Origin of the sequence: Crateriforma spongiae (assembly GCF_012290005.1) — a bacterium.
In the GTDB taxonomy this organism is placed as follows: domain Bacteria; phylum Planctomycetota; class Planctomycetia; order Pirellulales; family Pirellulaceae; genus Crateriforma; species Crateriforma spongiae.
The window spans coordinates 475,340-494,471 of the sequence record NZ_JAAXMS010000002.1 but is presented as its reverse complement, the minus strand read 5'-3'; the positions used below and the strand labels follow the sequence as shown (position 1 = coordinate 494,471).

General features: G+C 57.6%; 16 protein-coding genes. 10 read left to right on the top strand and 6 right to left on the bottom strand.

The features are described from left to right. The first annotated feature begins 25 nt into the window (after positions 1–25). The 6 genes from HFP54_RS05990 to HFP54_RS05965 all read left to right on the top strand — a co-directional run bounded on the left by HFP54_RS05990 (position 26) and on the right by HFP54_RS05965 (position 7,165). Positions 26–874, top strand: coding sequence for an FHA domain-containing protein (locus HFP54_RS05990; RefSeq protein ID WP_168564433.1), 849 nt, complete (start codon positions 26–28; stop codon positions 872–874). A 17-nt stretch (positions 875–891) separates the two neighbouring features. Then, positions 892–2,229 (top strand): lipopolysaccharide biosynthesis protein, encoded by a 1,338-nt coding sequence (locus HFP54_RS05985; protein ID WP_168564432.1) that lies wholly within the window; start codon positions 892–894, stop codon positions 2,227–2,229. Positions 2,230–2,289: 60 nt separating this feature from the next. Continuing rightward, positions 2,290–2,847, top strand: a complete 558-nt coding sequence (locus tag HFP54_RS05980) for an NYN domain-containing protein (RefSeq protein ID WP_146410551.1) — start codon at positions 2,290–2,292, stop codon at positions 2,845–2,847. 117 nt (positions 2,848–2,964) lie between these two features. Further along, entirely contained in the window at positions 2,965–4,671 is a 1,707-nt protein-coding gene (locus HFP54_RS05975; RefSeq protein WP_168564431.1) for a GumC family protein, read from the top strand. A 6-nt stretch (positions 4,672–4,677) separates the two neighbouring features. Next, on the top strand, positions 4,678–5,907 hold the full coding sequence (locus HFP54_RS05970) for a glycosyltransferase family 4 protein (protein WP_168564430.1): 1,230 nt from the start codon (positions 4,678–4,680) through the stop codon (positions 5,905–5,907). Positions 5,908–5,944: 37 nt separating this feature from the next. Beyond that, positions 5,945–7,165, top strand: coding sequence for a glycosyltransferase (locus HFP54_RS05965; protein ID WP_168564429.1), 1,221 nt, complete (start codon positions 5,945–5,947; stop codon positions 7,163–7,165). On the opposite strand, the gene HFP54_RS05960 is transcribed toward HFP54_RS05965, so the two are convergent. Then, positions 7,162–8,514, bottom strand: a complete 1,353-nt coding sequence (locus HFP54_RS05960) for an O-antigen ligase family protein (protein ID WP_168564428.1) — start codon at positions 8,512–8,514, stop codon at positions 7,162–7,164. The genes HFP54_RS05965 and HFP54_RS05960 overlap by 4 nt on opposite strands. Before the next feature lie 395 nt (positions 8,515–8,909). Here HFP54_RS05960 and serC point away from each other — a divergent pair, with 395 nt between their 5' ends. The 3 genes from serC to HFP54_RS05945 all read left to right on the top strand — a co-directional run bounded on the left by serC (position 8,910) and on the right by HFP54_RS05945 (position 12,079). Then, complete coding sequence (gene serC / locus HFP54_RS05955; protein WP_146410556.1) at positions 8,910–10,031, top strand: 3-phosphoserine/phosphohydroxythreonine transaminase; 1,122 nt, start codon at positions 8,910–8,912, stop codon at positions 10,029–10,031. Positions 10,032–10,195: 164 nt separating this feature from the next. Next, entirely contained in the window at positions 10,196–11,362 is a 1,167-nt protein-coding gene (locus HFP54_RS05950; RefSeq protein ID WP_146410557.1) for a phosphoglycerate dehydrogenase, read from the top strand. 156 nt (positions 11,363–11,518) lie between these two features. Continuing rightward, the gene (locus tag HFP54_RS05945; protein ID WP_168564427.1) at positions 11,519–12,079 is read left to right on the top strand and encodes an HdeD family acid-resistance protein; all 561 of its coding nucleotides are present in this window, start codon (positions 11,519–11,521) and stop codon (positions 12,077–12,079) included. On the opposite strand, the gene HFP54_RS05940 is transcribed toward HFP54_RS05945, so the two are convergent. The 5 genes from HFP54_RS05940 to HFP54_RS05920 all read right to left on the bottom strand — a co-directional run bounded on the left by HFP54_RS05940 (position 12,059) and on the right by HFP54_RS05920 (position 15,490). Next, entirely contained in the window at positions 12,059–12,325 is a 267-nt protein-coding gene (locus HFP54_RS05940; RefSeq protein WP_168564426.1) for a DUF6868 family protein, read from the bottom strand. The genes HFP54_RS05945 and HFP54_RS05940 overlap by 21 nt on opposite strands. Further along, entirely contained in the window at positions 12,322–13,086 is a 765-nt protein-coding gene (locus tag HFP54_RS05935) for a 3-keto-disaccharide hydrolase (protein WP_146410560.1), read from the bottom strand. The genes HFP54_RS05940 and HFP54_RS05935 overlap by 4 nt, the downstream gene beginning before the upstream one ends. Positions 13,087–13,286: 200 nt before the next feature. Continuing rightward, positions 13,287–13,871 carry a hypothetical protein gene (locus HFP54_RS05930; RefSeq protein ID WP_168564425.1) on the bottom strand — a complete coding sequence of 195 codons (585 nt, stop codon included), beginning with the start codon at positions 13,869–13,871 and terminating at the stop codon, positions 13,287–13,289. 20 nt (positions 13,872–13,891) lie between these two features. Beyond that, positions 13,892–14,419: a hypothetical protein gene (locus HFP54_RS05925; protein WP_168564424.1), complete on the bottom strand. Its 528-nt coding sequence runs from the start codon at positions 14,417–14,419 to the stop codon at positions 13,892–13,894. Between the two features lie 84 nt (positions 14,420–14,503). After that, positions 14,504–15,490, bottom strand: a complete 987-nt coding sequence (locus HFP54_RS05920) for an NAD-dependent epimerase/dehydratase family protein (protein WP_168564423.1) — start codon at positions 15,488–15,490, stop codon at positions 14,504–14,506. A gap of 357 nt (positions 15,491–15,847) precedes the next feature. Here HFP54_RS05920 and HFP54_RS05915 point away from each other — a divergent pair, with 357 nt between their 5' ends. Continuing rightward, positions 15,848–19,132: a tetratricopeptide repeat protein gene (locus HFP54_RS05915; RefSeq protein ID WP_168564422.1), complete on the top strand. Its 3,285-nt coding sequence runs from the start codon at positions 15,848–15,850 to the stop codon at positions 19,130–19,132.

The window sequence follows — 19,132 nt, the reverse complement described above, 5'->3', positions numbered from 1 at the left end:
TTCATACGCTTGGGTCTTGCCCGTCATGTTCGTGCAACTGATTCTGGCACAGGGTAGCCGGGCCGGTCTGACTGCAGACATTCATCACGGCTACTACATGATCGGCCGTCATGCGGAGTGCCAGATTCGGCCGAAAAGCAAATCGGTCAGCCGACGGCACTGCTTGATTCATCATGGTGCCGAAAGCGTCCGCGTGCTGGATCTGAACAGCACCAGTGGGACTCGGCTGAACAACGAGAAATTGCCGCCTCTGCAGTGGACCCAGCTGAGCGACGGGGATCAGCTGCGTTGCGGCAAGGTCGCTTTCGATCTGGCCGTGGCCGCCACCACGCCCGCAAACGGAACACCCGCGGCCGGAACGACGACGGATCACGACGCCGGGGACGGATCCGTCGAAACGCCCACGATGATTCGAGGCGAAGCGTGGCAAGAGTTTGACATCGCCGCGTTCCTGGAAAAACAGGACGATGCGGATCGAGAAAGGCGATACGAAAACATTCGAAGTCGTGTTGCGGCTGGCGAAGAAGCGGCGGCCGATGACGGCGACGAACGATCCTTGGACATCGATTCGGTCGACGTCGATTGGGACGAATCGGATTCGATGGATGTGTCGATCGGTCAAAGCGATACGGCGGTGAAAGAACCGTCGGGACGCCCGTCCACAGCGTCGCGTTCGCCCGACCGAAAGCCATCGGAATCGCCGTTCGCGGGGTCAAAGAAAGCTCGGGCGACCAGGGCAAACACCGATTGGATTGAAACGGCCAAGATGGTCGGCGCCATCGTTTTGGCCATACTGGTCGTGGCATTGGTGATCTATCAGATCGTGCAATTCCAAAGCCCACCCGACTTGCAGGTGATCGAAGGGATCGACTGACTATACTCGCCCCCACGATGACCACCGATACGACCCTTTCGAACCCCGCCGATTTGCCCGTGGATCCGCCGCCGGAACGTCCGGGGAAGATCCGCGCCGCTTGGGATCAGGTCCGTCAACGCAGCACGTTCGTATGGACGGTGGGGTTTGCGTTTGCGGTCGTCGCACTCCAGCTGGGCCAGGGCATCTTGCTGGCGCGGTTGTTGGGGCCTGAGGGACGAGGCCAATACGCGACCTGCGTCTTGTATGTGCAGATGTTGCTGTACGTCGGACTGTTCGGTGGTCTGGAAGTGATCTGTCGTTACGCTGCCGATGCGGGCAACGAGCAAGACCCGGCAAGTCAAAACCCTTTGCGGCGGGCGGCGCTGCGATTGGGCATGACCACGGGAATCGCCACGATGGCGGTCGTCGTGTTATTGAACGTGGTCGGTTTGCCGGAAGAGAAGCGGTTCTTGATGCCGCTGGCATTGATCTGTTCGCTCAGCATGATCGGCCAGCATGTGATGTTGATCATGACCGCGGTCGATCGTGGTTCGGGCGATTTTCGTGCCTACAACTGGCGACGTTTCATGTCGGCGGCCGCATTTCCTGGGTTGTTGCTGGCTGCGTTTTTGACGTTCGGCGTTGATTTGCGTGTCGCGTGCTGGATGTTCGTCGCTGCATCAGCGTTGTCGATGGTGGTGTGTGTCGTTGGGGTGCCCCAGCCGCTGCGTGGCGCGTCGTCGCCGCCGGTGCGATCGCTGGTTCGTGAAAGCCGGCCTTACGGGGTTTCGATGTTGGCGACGGATCTGTTTGAACGGTTGGATTTGTTGTTGGTGATGTGGCTGACGTCATTGGTGACGCAGGGGTACTACGCCGCGATGGTGCCGGTGGTGTATCCGCTGACCGTGATCCCAAACACGTTGGGGCTGTTTTTGTTCAACGCCGGGGCAGATTCGAATCGCCGTCTGAAAACGGCCGACGTCCATCGGATTCTGGGCAGTTCGCTTGCCGTGCAGGCCGCGACGCTGGTGCCGTTTCTGATCCTGATCGGACCGTTGGTACGGCTGGTCTATGGCGAGGAGTTTTCACCCGCGATTCAGTTCGCATGGTGGTTAGCACCGGTGTCCGCACTGAAAGGAATCCTGCAGGGGCTGGACAGTTACGTTAAAGGACGTGGACGTCCGCTGGCATCCATTCTGTGTCGTGTCGTTGCGGCCGTCGCCATGGTCGCACTGACGCTGATCTTGATCGATCAATGGGGCGCCGTTGCGATCGCGTTTTCCGCGTTGGTGGGACAGATCATCTGTTTGGTTTGGATCTCGGCGATCGTTTATGCCGATGTCCGCCGTCAGCATCCCGCGTCGGTCGCCTAAGACGGAACGTCGTTGGCAAGTCGGCTGATCTTGCTAGGCTTGGGCGAACGGACAAATGCCATGGCCAAATCGCTCAAGCTTCTGATCGACGGATACAACATCATCGCGCCGGTAGCCCCGCCCGGACGCGGTTCGACGGAGGCATGGTTGCACCACGAACGCATGGGGTTGTTGAATCGTCTGGTGCAATTCTTGCCGGCGAAAATCGCGCGGCGTTGTTGCGTGGTGTTTGACGCTCGCCAGCCGCCGACCGGCCGACCGGACCGGTTTGAACATCAAGGGATTGATGTGCGTTTTGCTGTGGATCATGACGAAGCGGACGATCTGATTGAACAGTTGATCGCTTCGCACCATTCCCCCAAGGGCTTGGCCGTCGTGTCATCGGACCGGCGGATTCAGACCGCTGCTCGGCGAAAGGGGGCGACCGTTTTCGAATCGCAGACATGGTTTGATCGACTGTTGGATGGGCGTGTCGGGCTGGCCAAAACAGGGCAGGATCAAAACGATCACAGCGGACCAGGCCGAGCCTCGGAATTATCGTCAAAACCGGACGAAACGGACTTGGATGAAGACGAGGTTCAGCGATGGATGCGTGATTTCGGAGTCGATCCACACTAAGAGTGCGGGATAGCGGGGTTTTCTGCGCCGCCTAAAGAATTGAATCTGCGCGAATGAAACGGCATCAATTACACTCGATTTTCCGACAAAAACGAGAGATGTCATCGGACAGGGGCAATGTCTGGACTTATCGACAGGTGTGTGGTGGTGCGACGAAACCAAGCTTACGACCAATTTGCTCCGCTGGGCTTACGAGACCTCATCGCGGCATGCTTTCGGTATTGGCCGTCGATTCTGGCTTTGACATTCTTGATTTTCGCGATGTCGATCGTGGTGATCTTGTTGTTGCCCGCCAAGTTTGATTCTCAGGGCCAACTGTTGGTTCGTCTGGGACGGGGATCGGTCGCGTTGGACCCGACCACTTCGTTGACCCCGACGGTGTCGCTTCAGGAATCACGTGCCAGCCAAGTGAATTCGGTTCGCGAAATGCTTCGCAGCCGTGCGTTGGCCGAACGCGTGGTTCACGAAATCGGCGCCCAGCGGATCATGGAGCCGCACAGTCGGTTAAGCCGATGGATTCATTCAGTGATGGAATCCGTTGCCGCTTCATTGCCCAAGTCGCCGCCATCGGGCGACGGCGAAATGACCGAGCAACAGGTTGCCGCCCAACTGGAAATGGAACAGGCGTGCAAGACGTTGGAATCGATGTTGGATGTCTATTCGGCGCCTGACGTCTACACGGTCAACTTGGGCGTACGCAGTGAATCACCGTTCTTGTCGCGCGACGTTTTGAATGCCGTGATGCAACAGTATCAGGCCTATCACGTTGAAGCCCACCAATCCGACGGTTCGGTGGAGTTCTTTGACCAGGAATCCAAGCAAGCCTTTGCGTTGGCGGCTGATGCCAAAAAGCGTTTGGCCGAAACGAAGACCGAGATGGGCGTGGTGGAGATCGAAGCTGCCAAGTCGTCACTGGTCGGGTTGATCAGCCAAGTGGATCGCGACCTGTTGTCGACCGAAAGTGAAATCGCCAGCGTGCGATCCGAATTGGAACAATTGGATCAAGAGATCGCGGTTCTGCCTGCCGAAATCGAATCAGAAACCATCAGCGGGATCCCAAAGGCGACCGGCGATTCGATGCGACAGACGCTGTACGGTTTGGAGGTCGAATACAAAGAGTTGACTTCGAAACTGAAATCAAACCATCCGAAGTTGCGAGCGCTGAAAGAACAATTGGACTCGGCCACCGAGATCGCCGCGTCCGAGGTCGGGGAACGGCCGCAAACACGTGTCGCTTTGAATCCGATCCGCCAGCAATTGGAACTGACCAAGCGGACGACGACATCGCGTTTGTCGGGCTTGCAATCCAAGAAGAAGACGTTGTTGGAGTCCAAGCAACAACTGAAACAGCAATTGGCAACGTTGAATGAGGATGAAGCGGCTTTGGCCAAGCTTTCTTGGGAAGCCTCATTGGCCGAAGCCGACTACATGCGCGCCGCCGAAAACCGTGATCGGGCCCGCCGTGTTGCCGAGCTGGATCGTGAAAAGGTCAGCGAGATCAGCATCATCCAACCCGCAACACTTTCGCTGAAGAAAGCTTCACCGTCGCGTGGCGTGTTGGTCGTTCTGGCTGCGATGATGTCGATGGGACTGGCTGTTGGTCAGGCGGTTCTGCGAGGCCTGTTTGATGTTTCGGGTGAAGTTGATTCGAACAACGCGGTGGGACGTGGCGATTCATCGGGCCGGCGGGATGTGGCGATCGAAGAACACTTGGACGATTCGATTCACGAACCAATGCGTGACGGTACCGAGGTTCATGACAGGACCGGGGATATTGTGAACGCCGAATCCAAGGATGACCAAGTGGTCGGATTGCCACGGTAGATCAGCATGCGGTTGGCGGAACAGAACGTCGTATTTTTGGTGAATTTCGTTGCGCCCAATCACTTGGCGGTGTTGCGGGAATTGGCCAGCCGTGTCCGGCGTTTGACCGTATTGTCATCGGTCGCCATGGAAGCCAACCGACAGTGGGATTCCCAGTGGGACGACCTGAACGTCATCGTCCAACGGACCCGCACCATCACGCGAACAGCCAAGCATCCCGGCGGGTACCAGGAACCAAACTACATTCACATTCCGTTGGATACCGCGTCGCAGTTGAAGCAGCTTTCACCCGATGCCGTGGTTTCCTTGGAAATGGGCGCTCGGTCTTGGCTGGCCCAGCGTTATTGTCGTCGCCAGCCCGAGTGTGTGCACGTGCTAAGCGTTTATGCGTCGCAGCGAAGTGAAGCCGGGCGTGGGCGGTTGCGTCAGCGGGTTCGGCGGCATCTGCTGCGTCGGGCCGATTGGGTGACGTTCAACGGTCCCAGTTGTCGACGCTTGCTGTTGTCGCTGGGCGCCGATGCCCAACGAATGTCGCCTTGGGATTACGCCGCCGATCCGCGGAAAGCCTATCGCGGCCCTGTCCAATCGGATGTTGGTCGCACCGGCGATGCATCGCTGCAGGTGCTGACGGTCGGGCAATTAAGCCAGCGAAAAGGCGTCGACGTCGCGCTTCGTCAGTTGATCCGGTGTTGCCGAGATTCCGGCGGTCGGTCGGTGTGTTGGAATCTGGTCGGCGATGGCCCGTTGCGGGAACAGATCGCGGGGGCCGAATTACCCGGCAATCTGCGGATCCGGCTTCATGGTCATTGCGAACCCGATCAATTGTCAAAACACTACGCTGCCAACGATCTGTTGCTGTTTCCAACGCTGGGCGATGAATGGGGACTGGTCGTCGATGAGGCTTTGGCGTCCGCGTTGCCCGTGGTCGGCAGTCGTCATAGCCAAGCGGTTGAGACGCTGATAGAAAACGGTGAAAACGGCTGGATCTATGATCCGGACGAGGAACACGCCCTGGCTGCGGTGTTCAATCAGGTTGAACGAGTCGACGAGTCCAAATGGAAACAGTTGCGGTCGTCGGCCCGGCAATCGGTGGCTCACCGGACCCCGGAAGCTTCCGCATGTCAACTTGGCGAAGCCATCCAAAATGCTCGGCGTGTTGTCGGGCTGAACAATTCGATCGGTTCCGACAGTCATCAGGCGGATGGTCGGTTCGGGCCGGTGTCGTCTGAATGCTGAATCTGACGGTCGTTGCCGAGACGCCCCAGCGAAACGAATGGAACTGACGGAACAATCACAAACCGAATCACGAAAGTCCTCGTCTTATCGGCGTGGGCATTTCGTGGGTTCGGAATCTTCGCAGGATGGGGCATCGCAATCGCAGCGAACACTGTCGGTGGCGGTGTATTTGGCGGACCAGAATCCGCACCGCGATCGCAGTTTGGGCATCACGTCGATGACCCAGTCGGTGATGCAACAGTTTGCATCGCGTGAAGATCTGAAAGTCCGTCAAATCATCAGCCGCAGTTCCCACCGACAATCTGAACCGCAGTTCGTGACCGACAGGATTCCACTGCGGACCGACACTACGTTGGGCCGGTTGACGGTGGATCGGTTGCATCGGTGGTGGTGTCGACCGCAAGTCGATTTGTGGTATTACCCCAAGGGTTATCTTTCGGCATGGGGCGGCGGCGGTGTTCCCAACGTCGGAACGATGCATGACACGATCGTCCAACACTATGCGGACCACTATCCCGAAAGCCGCAGCCGACGGGCGTTTCAGTTTTGGATCAACCAAACCAAACGCAGTTTGGCTTCACTGGACTGTGTGTTGACGGTTTCACAAAACGCTTCGGAGCAGCTGTACCGGTTTGCCGAGCGGTACCGAATCAAAATGCCTCCGGTTCGTGTGACGTACGAAGGCAGTCATTGGGAAAACTGTTTGAACCACTGGTTCGATAAGCAGGACTATGTCGTTCACATGGCGTCGCGTGCCCCGCACAAAAAAACCACGTCACTGTTGCGATGTTGGCAACAGATCCAATCGACCGGACGCGATTTACCGACCCTGCGTTTGGTCGGCCATTTGGATGAAGAAGCACAGGCGTTGATGGCGAAATTGCACGCGGTGGAACTGTCGGGACCGATGCCGATCGGGCAGTTGCAGATGACCGTCGGCAGGGCTCGTGCGTTGCTGTTGTCCAGTGAAATCGAAGGTTTCGGATTGCCCGCCTTGGAAAGCTATTACGCGGGAACACCGGTCTGTTTCAGTCGGGGCACGGCGACGGAAGAAGTCTTGGCGGGGGATCCGGCCCGGGGCGGTTTTGAACTGGAACATCCCGATTCGCTGGAACAATCGCTGCACTGGGCGTTCGGCTTATCCGAGGACGACGTTCGTGTTTCAGCCCAGCAAATGTATCAACGTTTCAACTGTGCCAAGATCGCTGACGGGATCGTGGATGCCTTTGAACAGACCGTTCGTGGCGACCTTCGCTAATGCGACGGTGATGGGCTGGTGCTGATTCCGGCTGTGGGTGCTTTCAGCATGGCTTGGCGTCTGTTCGCAAGGTCCGATGTCTCGCGGTTGTGCCGCTGCATCCATGCATAGGTCGGGTAGAACAGACACATCAGCCAAGTCAGTGTGCACGGGCCGGGAAACGTTTCCAAGACGGTTTCTTCCAACAGGCAACTGATCAACACAAAGAATGCCACCGCACGGATCAGCGGATGGCCGCCGGTTAAAACCAGATTCAAAGTCACGATCAACAGCACCACCATGAATCCGCCGGCAACGACGCCGCCGGCCAGAGACGCGTGCAGCACCGCGTTGTGCGTCGACTGTGAAAAGCGTTCCAGTAACGTGGGGCCGGCATTGAATCCGTGACCGATCCATGGCCTTTGGCGAATCAGGTCGATCGAATAGGCCCAGATCTCGGCACGCCCCGTTCCGGTGGTCAGTTCTTCGGTGCTGCCCGTCTTGGTCAATTTTGACAACGCGATTTCGGCGATCGATTCGCCGTACCCAGCCATCCAGACGACCGTCAGTGTGGTGATACCGACCATGGCCAGCACGGTGATTGCCGCGACCACACGACGCCGAAGGATTTGGTCGGCCCATAAGATCAGCAGCGCGATCGCCGTGGCGACCAGGCTGGTTCGGCTCCACGCCAGATAAGCAGCAACGGCGAAGACGGGCGCGACCAAGGCAAACCAACGCGTGGGGATTCGACCGGATTTCCACAGCCACACTGAAAGGATCAGGCCCAGGCAAATCGCACGGCTGACCCCGTTGGGGTGACCCATGCCGCCAAGCCGATAGACGATCAGCCCACCGCCCAAGTCTTCGGGGAACACACCATAGCGAGGCATAGTTAGGTAAAGACCCCACGCGCAACAGGTGTAGACAAACATGCCGACGGTCATCGCCGACACAGTGCCTCGAATGCCCAGGCCGACCAACGACGTGGCAATGAATACCACATAAGTGGTGTTGATCAATGCGGTGGCCGCCGACGCCGAGCTGACCGCCCGTGGCGTGGCCAACAACACCAGGAATAGGATTCCGAACAGCAGCAATGCCGGCATCGACAGGACCAATTCGCGGACGCCGCGACAGGTCGCCAGACCCCAGGCCGACCAAATCATAGCGATCAGCGCCGTCCCCAATTTGACGGCCACGACCGGGTCCAGGCCGACCGTCATCGTGCCGCCGTCGGCGACGATGTCCACCGGGCCGACGAAGATCGCCAAAGCCGTGCTGGCCCAAAGCAAGCGTCGGGGCCAACCCCTGCAGCCGCCGCTGGCGTCGGCGGCGAAATCATCGACGTCGGCGAGGGCTTCGGGCATCAATTCAAAGATTTTGAGGGACAAATTCTGGATTCCGACGCCTCCATCGGTGCCGGAACGCTTCACTGCCAGGGTTGCCTCGATGCACCGAGGCGGCCACGCTGGAGACCGTCCAAACGCCCTGGGCCGTTCACGCGCCACGGGCCGGGGCACAATGCATGATAGTCCCCCCTGGAGCCGATCCGAACGGCTGACTGGGGCATTCCGGTCTCAGCCAACCTTTCGTGTTTTCGGATCCCGGCTAAAATCCGGTCGCAACGAGTTGACGGGATTTGCCGGCGGTGGTGGCATGCCGATCCGGCCGTCTGTCCCGAACCCGTCCGCGATCCGTCGTTTCCCTAGGATCGTCCAGCGTCCACGTTGCCACCTCCAACCCACATCCGATCGTCAAGTCCATGAGCTCAGCCCTGACCGATTCCGCCCAGCAACGCGTTTTCAACTTTTCCGCAGGTCCGGCTGCTTTGCCGTTGTCGGTCTTGGAAGAAGTCCGGGATGAACTGGTGTGTTATCCCGGTGCCGGTGCGTCCATTATGGAAATCAGCCACCGGGACAAACGATTTGTCGATCTGTTGCACGAAGCCCAGGCGACGCTGCGTCAGTTGCTGGGAATCAGCGACGATTATGAAGTCTTGTTTTTGCAGGGTGGTGCGGCGCTGCAGTTTTCGATGATCCCGGCGAACTTGTTGCGAGGCACCGGAAAGACCGCCCAGTACTTGTTGACCGGATCGTGGGGCAAAAAGGCGATCAAGGAAGCCAAGAAGGAAGGGGATGCCCTGTCGATCTATGACGCCGGGGAAACCAATTACGATCGACTGCCAGCCGCCGGTGATTACCAGGTCGCCGACGACGCGGCGTATCTGTATTACTGCAGCAATGAAACCATCCAAGGCGTCCAGTTCACCGACGAACCGGCATGTCCCGATTCGGTCCCCTTGGTCAGCGACGCGTCCAGCGATTTCCTTTGTCGCCCCTTGGACATTTCCAAATATGGGCTGTTGTATGCCTGTGCCCAAAAGAATGCCGGACCGGCCGGCGTCACCGTCGCGATCGTCCGCAAAGATTTGCTGCAACGCAGCCCTGCGGACTTGCCGGGTTACCTGAACTACAACAACCACGCCGAAGCCGATTCGGAATGGAACACACCACCGACGTTTGCCATCTACGTCCTTGGCAAAATCGCCAAGTGGTTGCGGGATGACATCGGCGGCTTGGATGCCATGCTGCAGCAGAATCAACAAAAGTCCCAAACGCTGTATCAGGTGATCGACCAAAGCAACGGTTTCTATCGCGGTCACGCCCAGACCGAGGCGCGGTCACTGATGAACGTGACATTCAACTTGCCAAACGATGATCTGCAGGCCAGTTTCATCGCCGAAGCCGCCAAGCATGATTTGGCGGCTTTGAAGGGACACCGCAGCGTCGGCGGGATTCGCGCCAGCATTTACAACGCAATGCCGGTGGAAGGTGTGAACACGTTGGCCAGCTTCATGAAAGATTTTGCGAAAGCCAACGGTTAATCGCCGGCTTTTCCCCCCCCGGGCGGCCGACCGCCCGTTGACCGTCCAAAACGACGGCCAATCAAGTCCTTCGGTTCGACGTCGTGCCGCGACCCGGTCGACGTCGACCGGGCGGCCTTTGACGCCCCACGTATGCAACATTCCACGCAACCGGATCCTTTTCGATGTACAAGATCCTGACCCTGAACAATATCTCCGTCAAAGGCCTCAAGCGTCTGCCGCAGGACCGCTACGAGATCGCATCAGAATTCACCACACCTGACGCCATTCTGTTGCGGTCGTTCAAGATGCACGACATGGAGATCCCCGACACCGTGGCGGCCATCGGCCGGGCCGGGGCAGGGGTCAATAACATTCCGGTCGACAAGTTGACCGCTCGAGGTGTTCCGGTGTTCAACGCACCGGGGGCCAATGCGAACGCCGTCAAAGAATTGGTCGTTGCCGGATTGTTGATGGCGGTACGAAACATCTATCCCGCGATGCGGTTCGCCGGAACCCTGGAAGGCGATGATGCGAAGATCAGCAAGGAAGTCGAAGCCGGCAAAAAGAACTATGTCGGCAGCGAACTTCCGTCCAAGACGCTGGGGGTGATTGGTTTGGGGGCCATCGGGGTTCGTGTCGCCAACGCTGCATCGGCCCTGGGAATGAAAGTCGTCGGATACGATCCAAAAATCAGTGTGCAGAGCGCTTGGAAACTGTCACGCAAAGTGGAACAAGCGGTCAGTCTGGATCACTTGTTCAGCCGGTGTGATTGCATTTCGGTTCACGTGCCATTGATCGATGCGACCAAAGGTCTGGTCAACGCCGAACGCATCGCCATGATGCCCGCCGGCGGTGTGATCGTGAACTTGGCCCGCGGCGGCATCTGCGATGACGATGCGGTGCTTGCGGCCTTGGACAGTGGTCATCTGCAATCGTACGTGATCGACTTTCCGACCGGTCAGTTGCTGCAACACAAAAAGGTCATTTCATTTCCCCACTTGGGCGCGTCCACCGAAGAAGCCGAAGAGAACTGCGCGATCATGGTCGCCGATCAAGTTCGCGAGTACTTGGAAGACGGCACGATTCGCAATTCGGTCAACTTCCCCGAAGCGGTCATGCCGCGCGGCAGTGGTAAACGGATCACCGTTGCCAACAACAACGTGCCCAATATGGTCGGACAAATCTCAACCATCTTGGCCGACGCGGGGCTGAACATCGCCGACCTGTTGAACAAGTCACGTGGGGATGCCGCGTACACCATCATCGACGTGGACGGCGACGTCGCCGATTCCGTCATTCAGTCGATTCGCGACATCGATGGTGTGCTCAGCGTGCGCCTGTTGGGCTAATTCGTTCCGATCGGACAAAGTCGTACCGGGGTCTTCGACGACGCGGGCCGGTGGCGTTATCATCGGTGCAGCCGAGCTATCTTGGGCAACAGGATCGTCATCGATCCGGGTGGGCTGGGCACCGATGCGGCGAATTTGACCCCACAAGGCAATGCAATGAATGACCGACCCGTGATTTCGACGACACCTTTGTTGGTGATGGGAATTGTTCTGGCGGTCATGGGAGGCGTCGCGATTGCCGCGCCAGCCATCGCCGGCACTGCCGTTGTTCTTCTGATCGGATCGTTGATGCTGCTTGCGGGGATCGCACAAGTGGTCGCCGCGATTCAGGTCAAAGGTTGGTCCGACAAATTGCCCATGATCATTCTGGGGGCAATTACCGCGATCGCCGGCTTGGGCGTGTTAGCGCATCCGCTTCTGGGGCTCAGTTTTCTAGCCTTGTTGTTGACGATCTTTTTTGTCGTCGAAGGCGTTTGGAAAATCGTGGCATCGTTCAGTTTTCGCCCCGCGACCGGTTGGATCGCCCTGTTGATCAGTGGCTTGTTGACACTGGCATTGGGCATCATGATCTGGATGCAGTGGCCGCTGTCTGGGCTTTGGGCGACCGGAGTGCTGGTCGGTGTCAATCTGCTGTTCACCGGTGTTTCGCTGATCGGGCTTGCGATGACGTTGAAGCAAGCCGGGCAAGCGGTGCGGTCAACGATCGACGCATCGTAGTGCCAGATACGGCATCAGGTTGAAGCCAAGTATCAACAGCTTGTAGCCGGCCAGGAACGAAAAATACATCACCGACAACGTTGCTTCGGGCAAGCCGAACCAACGGGAATGCAGGGATGCAATCGGTCCCCCGGCAGCCAATAAGACGCCGGTCGCAAGCGTCAGCATTCCAAAGTTCAACAGCGTGCAGACGCCCAGGAAACGCCGCAGCGTCTGCAGGTCCGTAATGGATCGACCGGTGGTCATTGGTCGCTTGCCTGGTTTTCGGGGACCTGTTCACTGATTTGCCGGATCGGCGTCAGTTGGACCTTGCGAAATTCGACCTCGCTGCCTTCGGCTTGCAACGCAATCTGACCTTGCTCGGCCGTGCAATCAAAGCCTTCGTTGACCAGGTCGCCGTTGACCCAGACTTTGACCTTGTCAGCGACACATTCGACGACCATTCGGTTCCATTGCCCCAGCGGCTTTTCCGAACTGTCGGTCAGATTCAAGATGCGTCGGCTTTGCCCTTGTTTGCCGCCCCAGGTCGACGGATCCCCCGGTCGTCGCGACGCCATGTCGTCCACGACGATGTTTTCGTGGATGCACCAAAAGTCCCCGGCGTTTTCGTGCATCATCTGCACTTCGATGGATTGCGGAAACATCTTGTACAGCGCCCTGGGGGTGGACGCGTGAACCAGCACGCCACAGTTACCCGGTTTGCCCGCAAAGCGATACTCGACCTCTAGCCGATAGTCGGAATACGATTGGTCAGTGATCAAGTGACCACGCGGCGTACCCATGCTGACCAATTTGCCATCACGGACGATGAATGATGGCCGGATGTCAGGGTTGTTGTCCGCGTCGGGGACATCGACATGCCAACCGGTCAGGTCTTTACCGTTGAACAAGTCCTTTGCCGTGCCAGTTGCCGATGGATCGTCGCCAAGCGTCACCGTGGGTAGCAGCAAGCCGATGGTGGTCAGCAGAAAAGGGAAAAACGCGAAAGATTGAATGACACGTCGCATGGTGTGGTGCATGAAAGAGGCGCGGAGGCGAAAGACTTGGCAAACGGCCAAAGTCAAACGCACATCATACCCCCGTGGCGGTCGGCCGGCCGGTGTCAGGAGAATTCCCGCCGATGCTGGCGTGTCGTTGGGGGCTGGTCTTCATCGTGTCGCTGCGACACGCGCGCCGACGTGGCAATACATCAGCGATCCCGGTGTGATCAGTGATCCAGATGGATACGTTTCGCGGCGATGGTGATCAGATTCATCTCGGGGTTGAATGTGCATTCACCTTCGACGCTCAGGCGGTCACCCTTGCTGACCCCCAATTCTTTTTGGGCCGTGTGGGCAATCAATTCACCGTCATCGCCTCGCAGTTCTACCAACGCCTTGGTCGCCGATTCGGCACGACGTTTACAGAACGGGCAATTGTCAACGTGTTCCAGCGATCCGTCGCCGTGGCTGGGGTCGGGCAATTCGGAGATCAAGAATGCAGCACTATCGGACTGGAACGGATCGTGTTCGCCGGCGTAAATGATGCCTTCGATGGCAAGCGATAGTGGTGCGGTGGCGTCTGCGTTCTGCAGCTTTTCCACGGCTTCTTCGATCGACATGGCGTCGGTTAAAGCATTGTCGGTCAAAAAATCGCTTTGTACCGCAGTCGGTGTGGGCGGATCATTGCACCCGGTCAGCACCAAGCAAACGGTCAGGGTGATGGCTGGTGCGACACGCCAAATCCACTGCGCGGCCGTTGAATGCTTCGGCTTGGACGACAGGTTCGGCTGAACGCGGGGGATCGATTTCATTTTGAACGTCTCCATTGTGATCATTCACCATTCAGGCTGGCTTGCAACGTCTTCACCGCGGCGGAGATCTCGTCTTTGACATCGGAATAATCCTTGCCCTCCAAGCCGTGCAGTTTGGCGTCAATTTCGCTGAAGGCGTCAAACAGGATTCCTGTCGCTGCGACCACATCGTCGCTTTGTTCAGACGACTTGGCCAACTTTTCGACATTCTCGATCGCGTACCCGACCTCGTGCAGTTCACCGTGGACGGAGTCAACGTCCCCGTCATCCAATCCTTCGCCGATCGTTTGTACCAGGGCGATCAGTGATGTGGTGGCTTCCGGGTAATTGTCAGGCAAGGGAGCCGAACCGGACGACGGCAACTGGTCCACGTCCAGCCCGACGGCACTTGGGTCCATCCCATGGTCATGATCGTGATCATGGTCATGACCGTGTTCGTCTCCGTGATTGTGACCATGTTCGTCGGAGGTATTCGAACCCGAATTGCAACCGGCCAACGCTAAAGATGCCGTCAACAGAAGGGCAGTGAATCGAAAGGAAAGTCGCATCGCAGTCTCGGTGGTTAGGGTGTGTCAGGACGCTGTCGTTACAGGTTCCAGTGCGGGCAAAGGCGATCGATCGATGGTCGCCACTTACGGTGTTTTGGATGCATATTGATTGGCAACGGAATCGATGATGTCGTCCAAATTCATGGTTGGTCGAAACCCGATCGCATCATGAATCCGTTGCAAATCGGGGACCCGCCGACGGATGTCTTCGAAGGATTGATCGTACGCATCGCTGTAGGATTGGAATTGAATTTCCGACGATGAATCGGTGCGTTCGATGACGCGTTTGGCCAAATCCAAAATGGACACCGGTTGGTCGCTGCCGATGTTGTACACACGACCGCTTGCCGAAGGCGTTTCGATCAACTTCACGACGGCTTGGATGATATCGTCGACGTGGGCGAAGCATCGGACTTGGTGACCGTCGTCGTGAACAACCAGCGGTCGGCCGGCCAGCGCGGCTTCGACGAAACGAGGCAGAACCATGCCGTACGCGCCGGTTTGGCGTGGCCCCACGACGTTGAAGAAACGACCGACCACGATCGGCAGGCCTTGTTGTTTGACGTGGGCCAAAGCCAGAAATTCATCAATCGCCTTGCTGACGCCATAGCTCCATCGCGGTCGAGTGGTCGCGCCGAAGACCAGATCGTCTTCTTCCGACCAGGTGTCCTTGGGGTTTTTGCCATACACTTCGCTTGTGCTGGCAATAAAACACGGGACCTGGCGACCACGCTGGGCCATGCTGCCCAGGCGATCCAGGATCAATTGTGTCGGGTAAACATTGCGCTCGATCGTTTGGATCGGCTCCTTGGCGATCAAGGCGACGCCCACCGCAGCGGCAAGGTGAAACACGCGGTCAGAACGACCCAAAAGTTCCGCGACCAAGGCGACGTCGTCGATGCTGCCTTCGATGAAATCCAGACGCGGATGATCCATGCTTCCGCTCAGGTTGTTCTGGCAACCCGTCGACAGGTCATCGACGACAATGACGTCATCACCTCGCTGCAGCAGGTGTTCGGCCAGGTGTGATCCGATGAATCCCGATCCGCCGGTAATCAATGATGTGGTCATGAGGCAAGCCGTTAGGTGCGAAATACGGAGAGGATTTGGCCGCAACCGGCGGCGGACACCGGGCGATCCGCTATTACGCAGCCCGGCGGTGAATCGTTTGGTCAAATCTGGGAGTTTCAGAATGCGCCCGTTGCACCGGCCGTTCAAGGACGGGGAAGACTTTGGAAAACGTTCGCGCAGCGTTAACCCCTGATGGCCGCATCGCATCTGCCAGTGGTGACCATGCGATCGCGGTGTTTTGGGTGCTTTGGGCGGGCTGGACGGTTGAACTTCCGACAGTTTTGCACGACCGCTAGACTAGGGCGGAACAGATTTTTTGGCACGTAGGGAACCGCTGGTCGCGAATCGGCATTGAAGATGCGCAGATCCATTCACCTTGTTCCGTCGATCGTCATGGCCGTGGTGCTGGCGACGGTGACATCCGAACAAATCGTCGTGGCACAGGACGATGCTGCTGATGCTGCATCGACCGATGAACAGGCGATGGCGTTGTATGCCGACGCAGCCAATTTTCAAACCGCCGGCGCGATCAAATTGGCGATCGAATCTTGGCAGGCTTTCTTGAACCGGTTTCCCGATCACAAGATGGCGTCCGGGGCGGCGCATTATCTGGGCGTCTGTTACATGCAACAGGAAAAGCCCGACTATCAGGCGGCAGCAAAATCGTTCGCCCGGGCCCTGCGCGACAAGACGTACGATTTGCGAGAGGAAAGTCTGGCCAACTTAGGGTGGTGTTTGTACGCGACCGCAGGTCCGGCGCCGGATTGGGATCAAGACAAGTTACGTCAAGCGATCAGCGTTCTGGGGACACTGAGAAAAGAGTTTCCCGAAAGCCCTTTCTCGGATCGTGCGGATTACTACACCGCGGAATCCTATTTCGGACTCGGGCAAACACAAAAAGCGATCGAGTATTTGGATCGTATGTTGGCGGCGCCCGACGCTAAGGAGTCTCCGCTCCGGTGCGAAGCTTTGTATTCACGAGGGATCGCTTACGAAGGCCAACGTGATTTTGAAAAAGCGATCGCGTCCTATCGTCAATTGATCGATGTGTGTGACGATTCGGACTTGGTCGCTGATGTCCATCTGCGAATGGGCGACATCGCTATTTTGAATGGACAATTCGGCGATGCCATTGATTCGTTTCTGTTGGCCGAAGATCAGGCGTCTGCCGACCAGGACAAAGCTTACGCGATTTATCGGCACGCCTTTGCATTGACAAAAAACAATCAGCCGGGCAAGGCCGCTGATCTTTACGAACGATTGATTCAGGAACACGGTGACAGTTCCTATGCGACCGCGGCCATCCTAGCCTCGGCACAAAGCACCTACCGCAGCGGTGACATCGATCTGGCATCGCAGCGTTTTGAACGTGTTTTGGAAAAGGGGGATCCCACAGCGGCAACCGAAGCGGCGCATTGGCTGGTGCGAATCGCTTTGTCCAAGAATGACGCCAAGGCCGCGGCGGAAATCGCCCGAAATCAGATCGACCGAGGGATCGAGGGGGATTTTGGGACCGCGTTGCGTCTGGATTTGGCCGATGCACTTGCGGCGGATCCGACGACGATCGATCAGGCACGCGACGAATTCAAGGCGGTTGCGACGGACAATCCAAAGGATCCTTTGGCCCCGCGTGCGTTGTACAACGCCGCGTTCTTCTCGTTGCAATTGGGAGACGCCGAACAAGCGATTCGCCAGGGTGAACAGTTTCTTGATCAGTATTCACAGGACGAACTGGCCGCCGATGTCAGGTTTGTGGTGGCCGAAGCGTTGCTGCGGCAGGGCGAGGTCAAACGGGCCGCCGATTGGTATGAAGAACTGATCAACAGCCAAGAAGATCGTGACAATCCCCAGCGACCGTTGTGGGTGATCCGCGGGGCTGCATCGATGCAATCGGCCGGTCAAGCGGAGGCCGCGATTGAGATGCTGCGGCGCGAGGTCGACCGGCTGCCCCAGTCAGCCCAGAAAGCGGAAGCTTCACTGATGATCGGCCAAGCGTTGATGGCGACCGGCAAGCCGTCCAGCGCCGTTGCCGCGTTCGGTAAAAGCTTGGAGTACAACGATCAATGGGCCCGCTCGTCGGAAGCCCGTTTGTTGCGCGGCGTGGCGTTTCAAGCGGATGGCAAAACGGACCAGGCCGCCCAGGTATGGACAGAACTTTCGGCAGATGACACGGATCCGCGAATGGCGGATCAGGCGATTTTTAAACTCGGCCAGTTGGCGGCAAACCAAGGGGACCATGCAACTGCCATCGCTGAGTTCGGCAAGATCTTGGACCGAAAGAACGATCCAAATCTTTTGCCTTACGCACAGTACGCCCAGGCAAGGTCCTTCATCGCCGACAAGCAACCGGAGCGCGCCGAAACGCAGTTGGACGCGTGGATCGACACGTATCCGAATCATTCTTTGAAGGGGGACGTGTTGACTTCGCTGGCATCGGTGAAACGATTGCTGGGCAAGGACGACCAGGCGTCCGAACTGTTGCAACAGGCCGCTTCATCCACGGCGTCGTCGATGACATCGGCTGCGGTGTTGTTCGAGTCGGCGATGTTGGACCAGGAAAAGGAACGCTATGACGATGCGATTGAGAAGTTTGTGCGGATTCGGTCCGAGTATCCGAACTATGCGGCGTCCGATCGCGTGACGTTCGAACTGGCTTGGTCGTACAAGGAAGCGGGGAAAACGCAGCAAGCGGAGACCGAGTTCGAGAACTTCCTAAAACAGTTTCCGGACAGTCCGCTGGGGGTGGATGCAAAGTATTTCTTGGCCCAACAGGCCTATCAGCGGGATCAATGGCAGGTTGCGGCGGACCTGTACAGCCAGGCTGCACAGTCGGCGGACGATCCGGAGATGTCGGAAAAGTCGCTGTATCGATTGGGTTGGGCGCACTTCAAGGACGGGGATTTTGCCGACGCACGCGATGCTTTTTCCCGTCAGGCCGATCAGCATCCCGGCGGTGAGTATCTGATGGATGCGTTGATGATGATCGGTGAATGCGATTTCAAACGCAAGGATTTTGATGCGGCTTTGGACAGCTACACCCGGGCTCGAACCCGGATCGAAAACGCTGACGAATCAGCCCAATCTTTGTCCCAGGATGACGAACGACAGGTTCGGGAACTGATTTTGCTGCATGGCGGACAAAGTGCAGCCCAGTTGAAACGCTGGGACGATGCGCTGGATTGGTATCAGGAATTGCGGACACGATTTCCCAACACCGACTATCTGTCTCAAGTCTTCTACGAAATCGCGTTCGCGAATCAGCAGAAAGGTGACACGGGGCAGGCGCTACAGTTTTATGGACAGGTCGCCCAAAAGTACCGAAATTCGGTGGCCGCGCGATCACGCTTTATGATGGGCGAGATTCATTTCGAAGCGGGGCGTTTGGACAAAGCCATCGAAGAATTTCAACGAGTCATGTTTGGTTTCGGTGCCGAAAAAGCATCGAAAGGAATCAAGGTTTGGCAGGCCAAAAGTGGGTACGAAGCCGCCCGGTGTAGCGAACGGTTGATGCAGCAAGCTCGCACCGAACAAGCCAAAAAGCGGGCCAAAGAAATTGCGGTGCAGTTTTATCGCTACGTCGTAGAAAAACATCCGACGGACGAAATGGCCGAACGGGCCCAACAGCGTCTGAAAACCTTATAG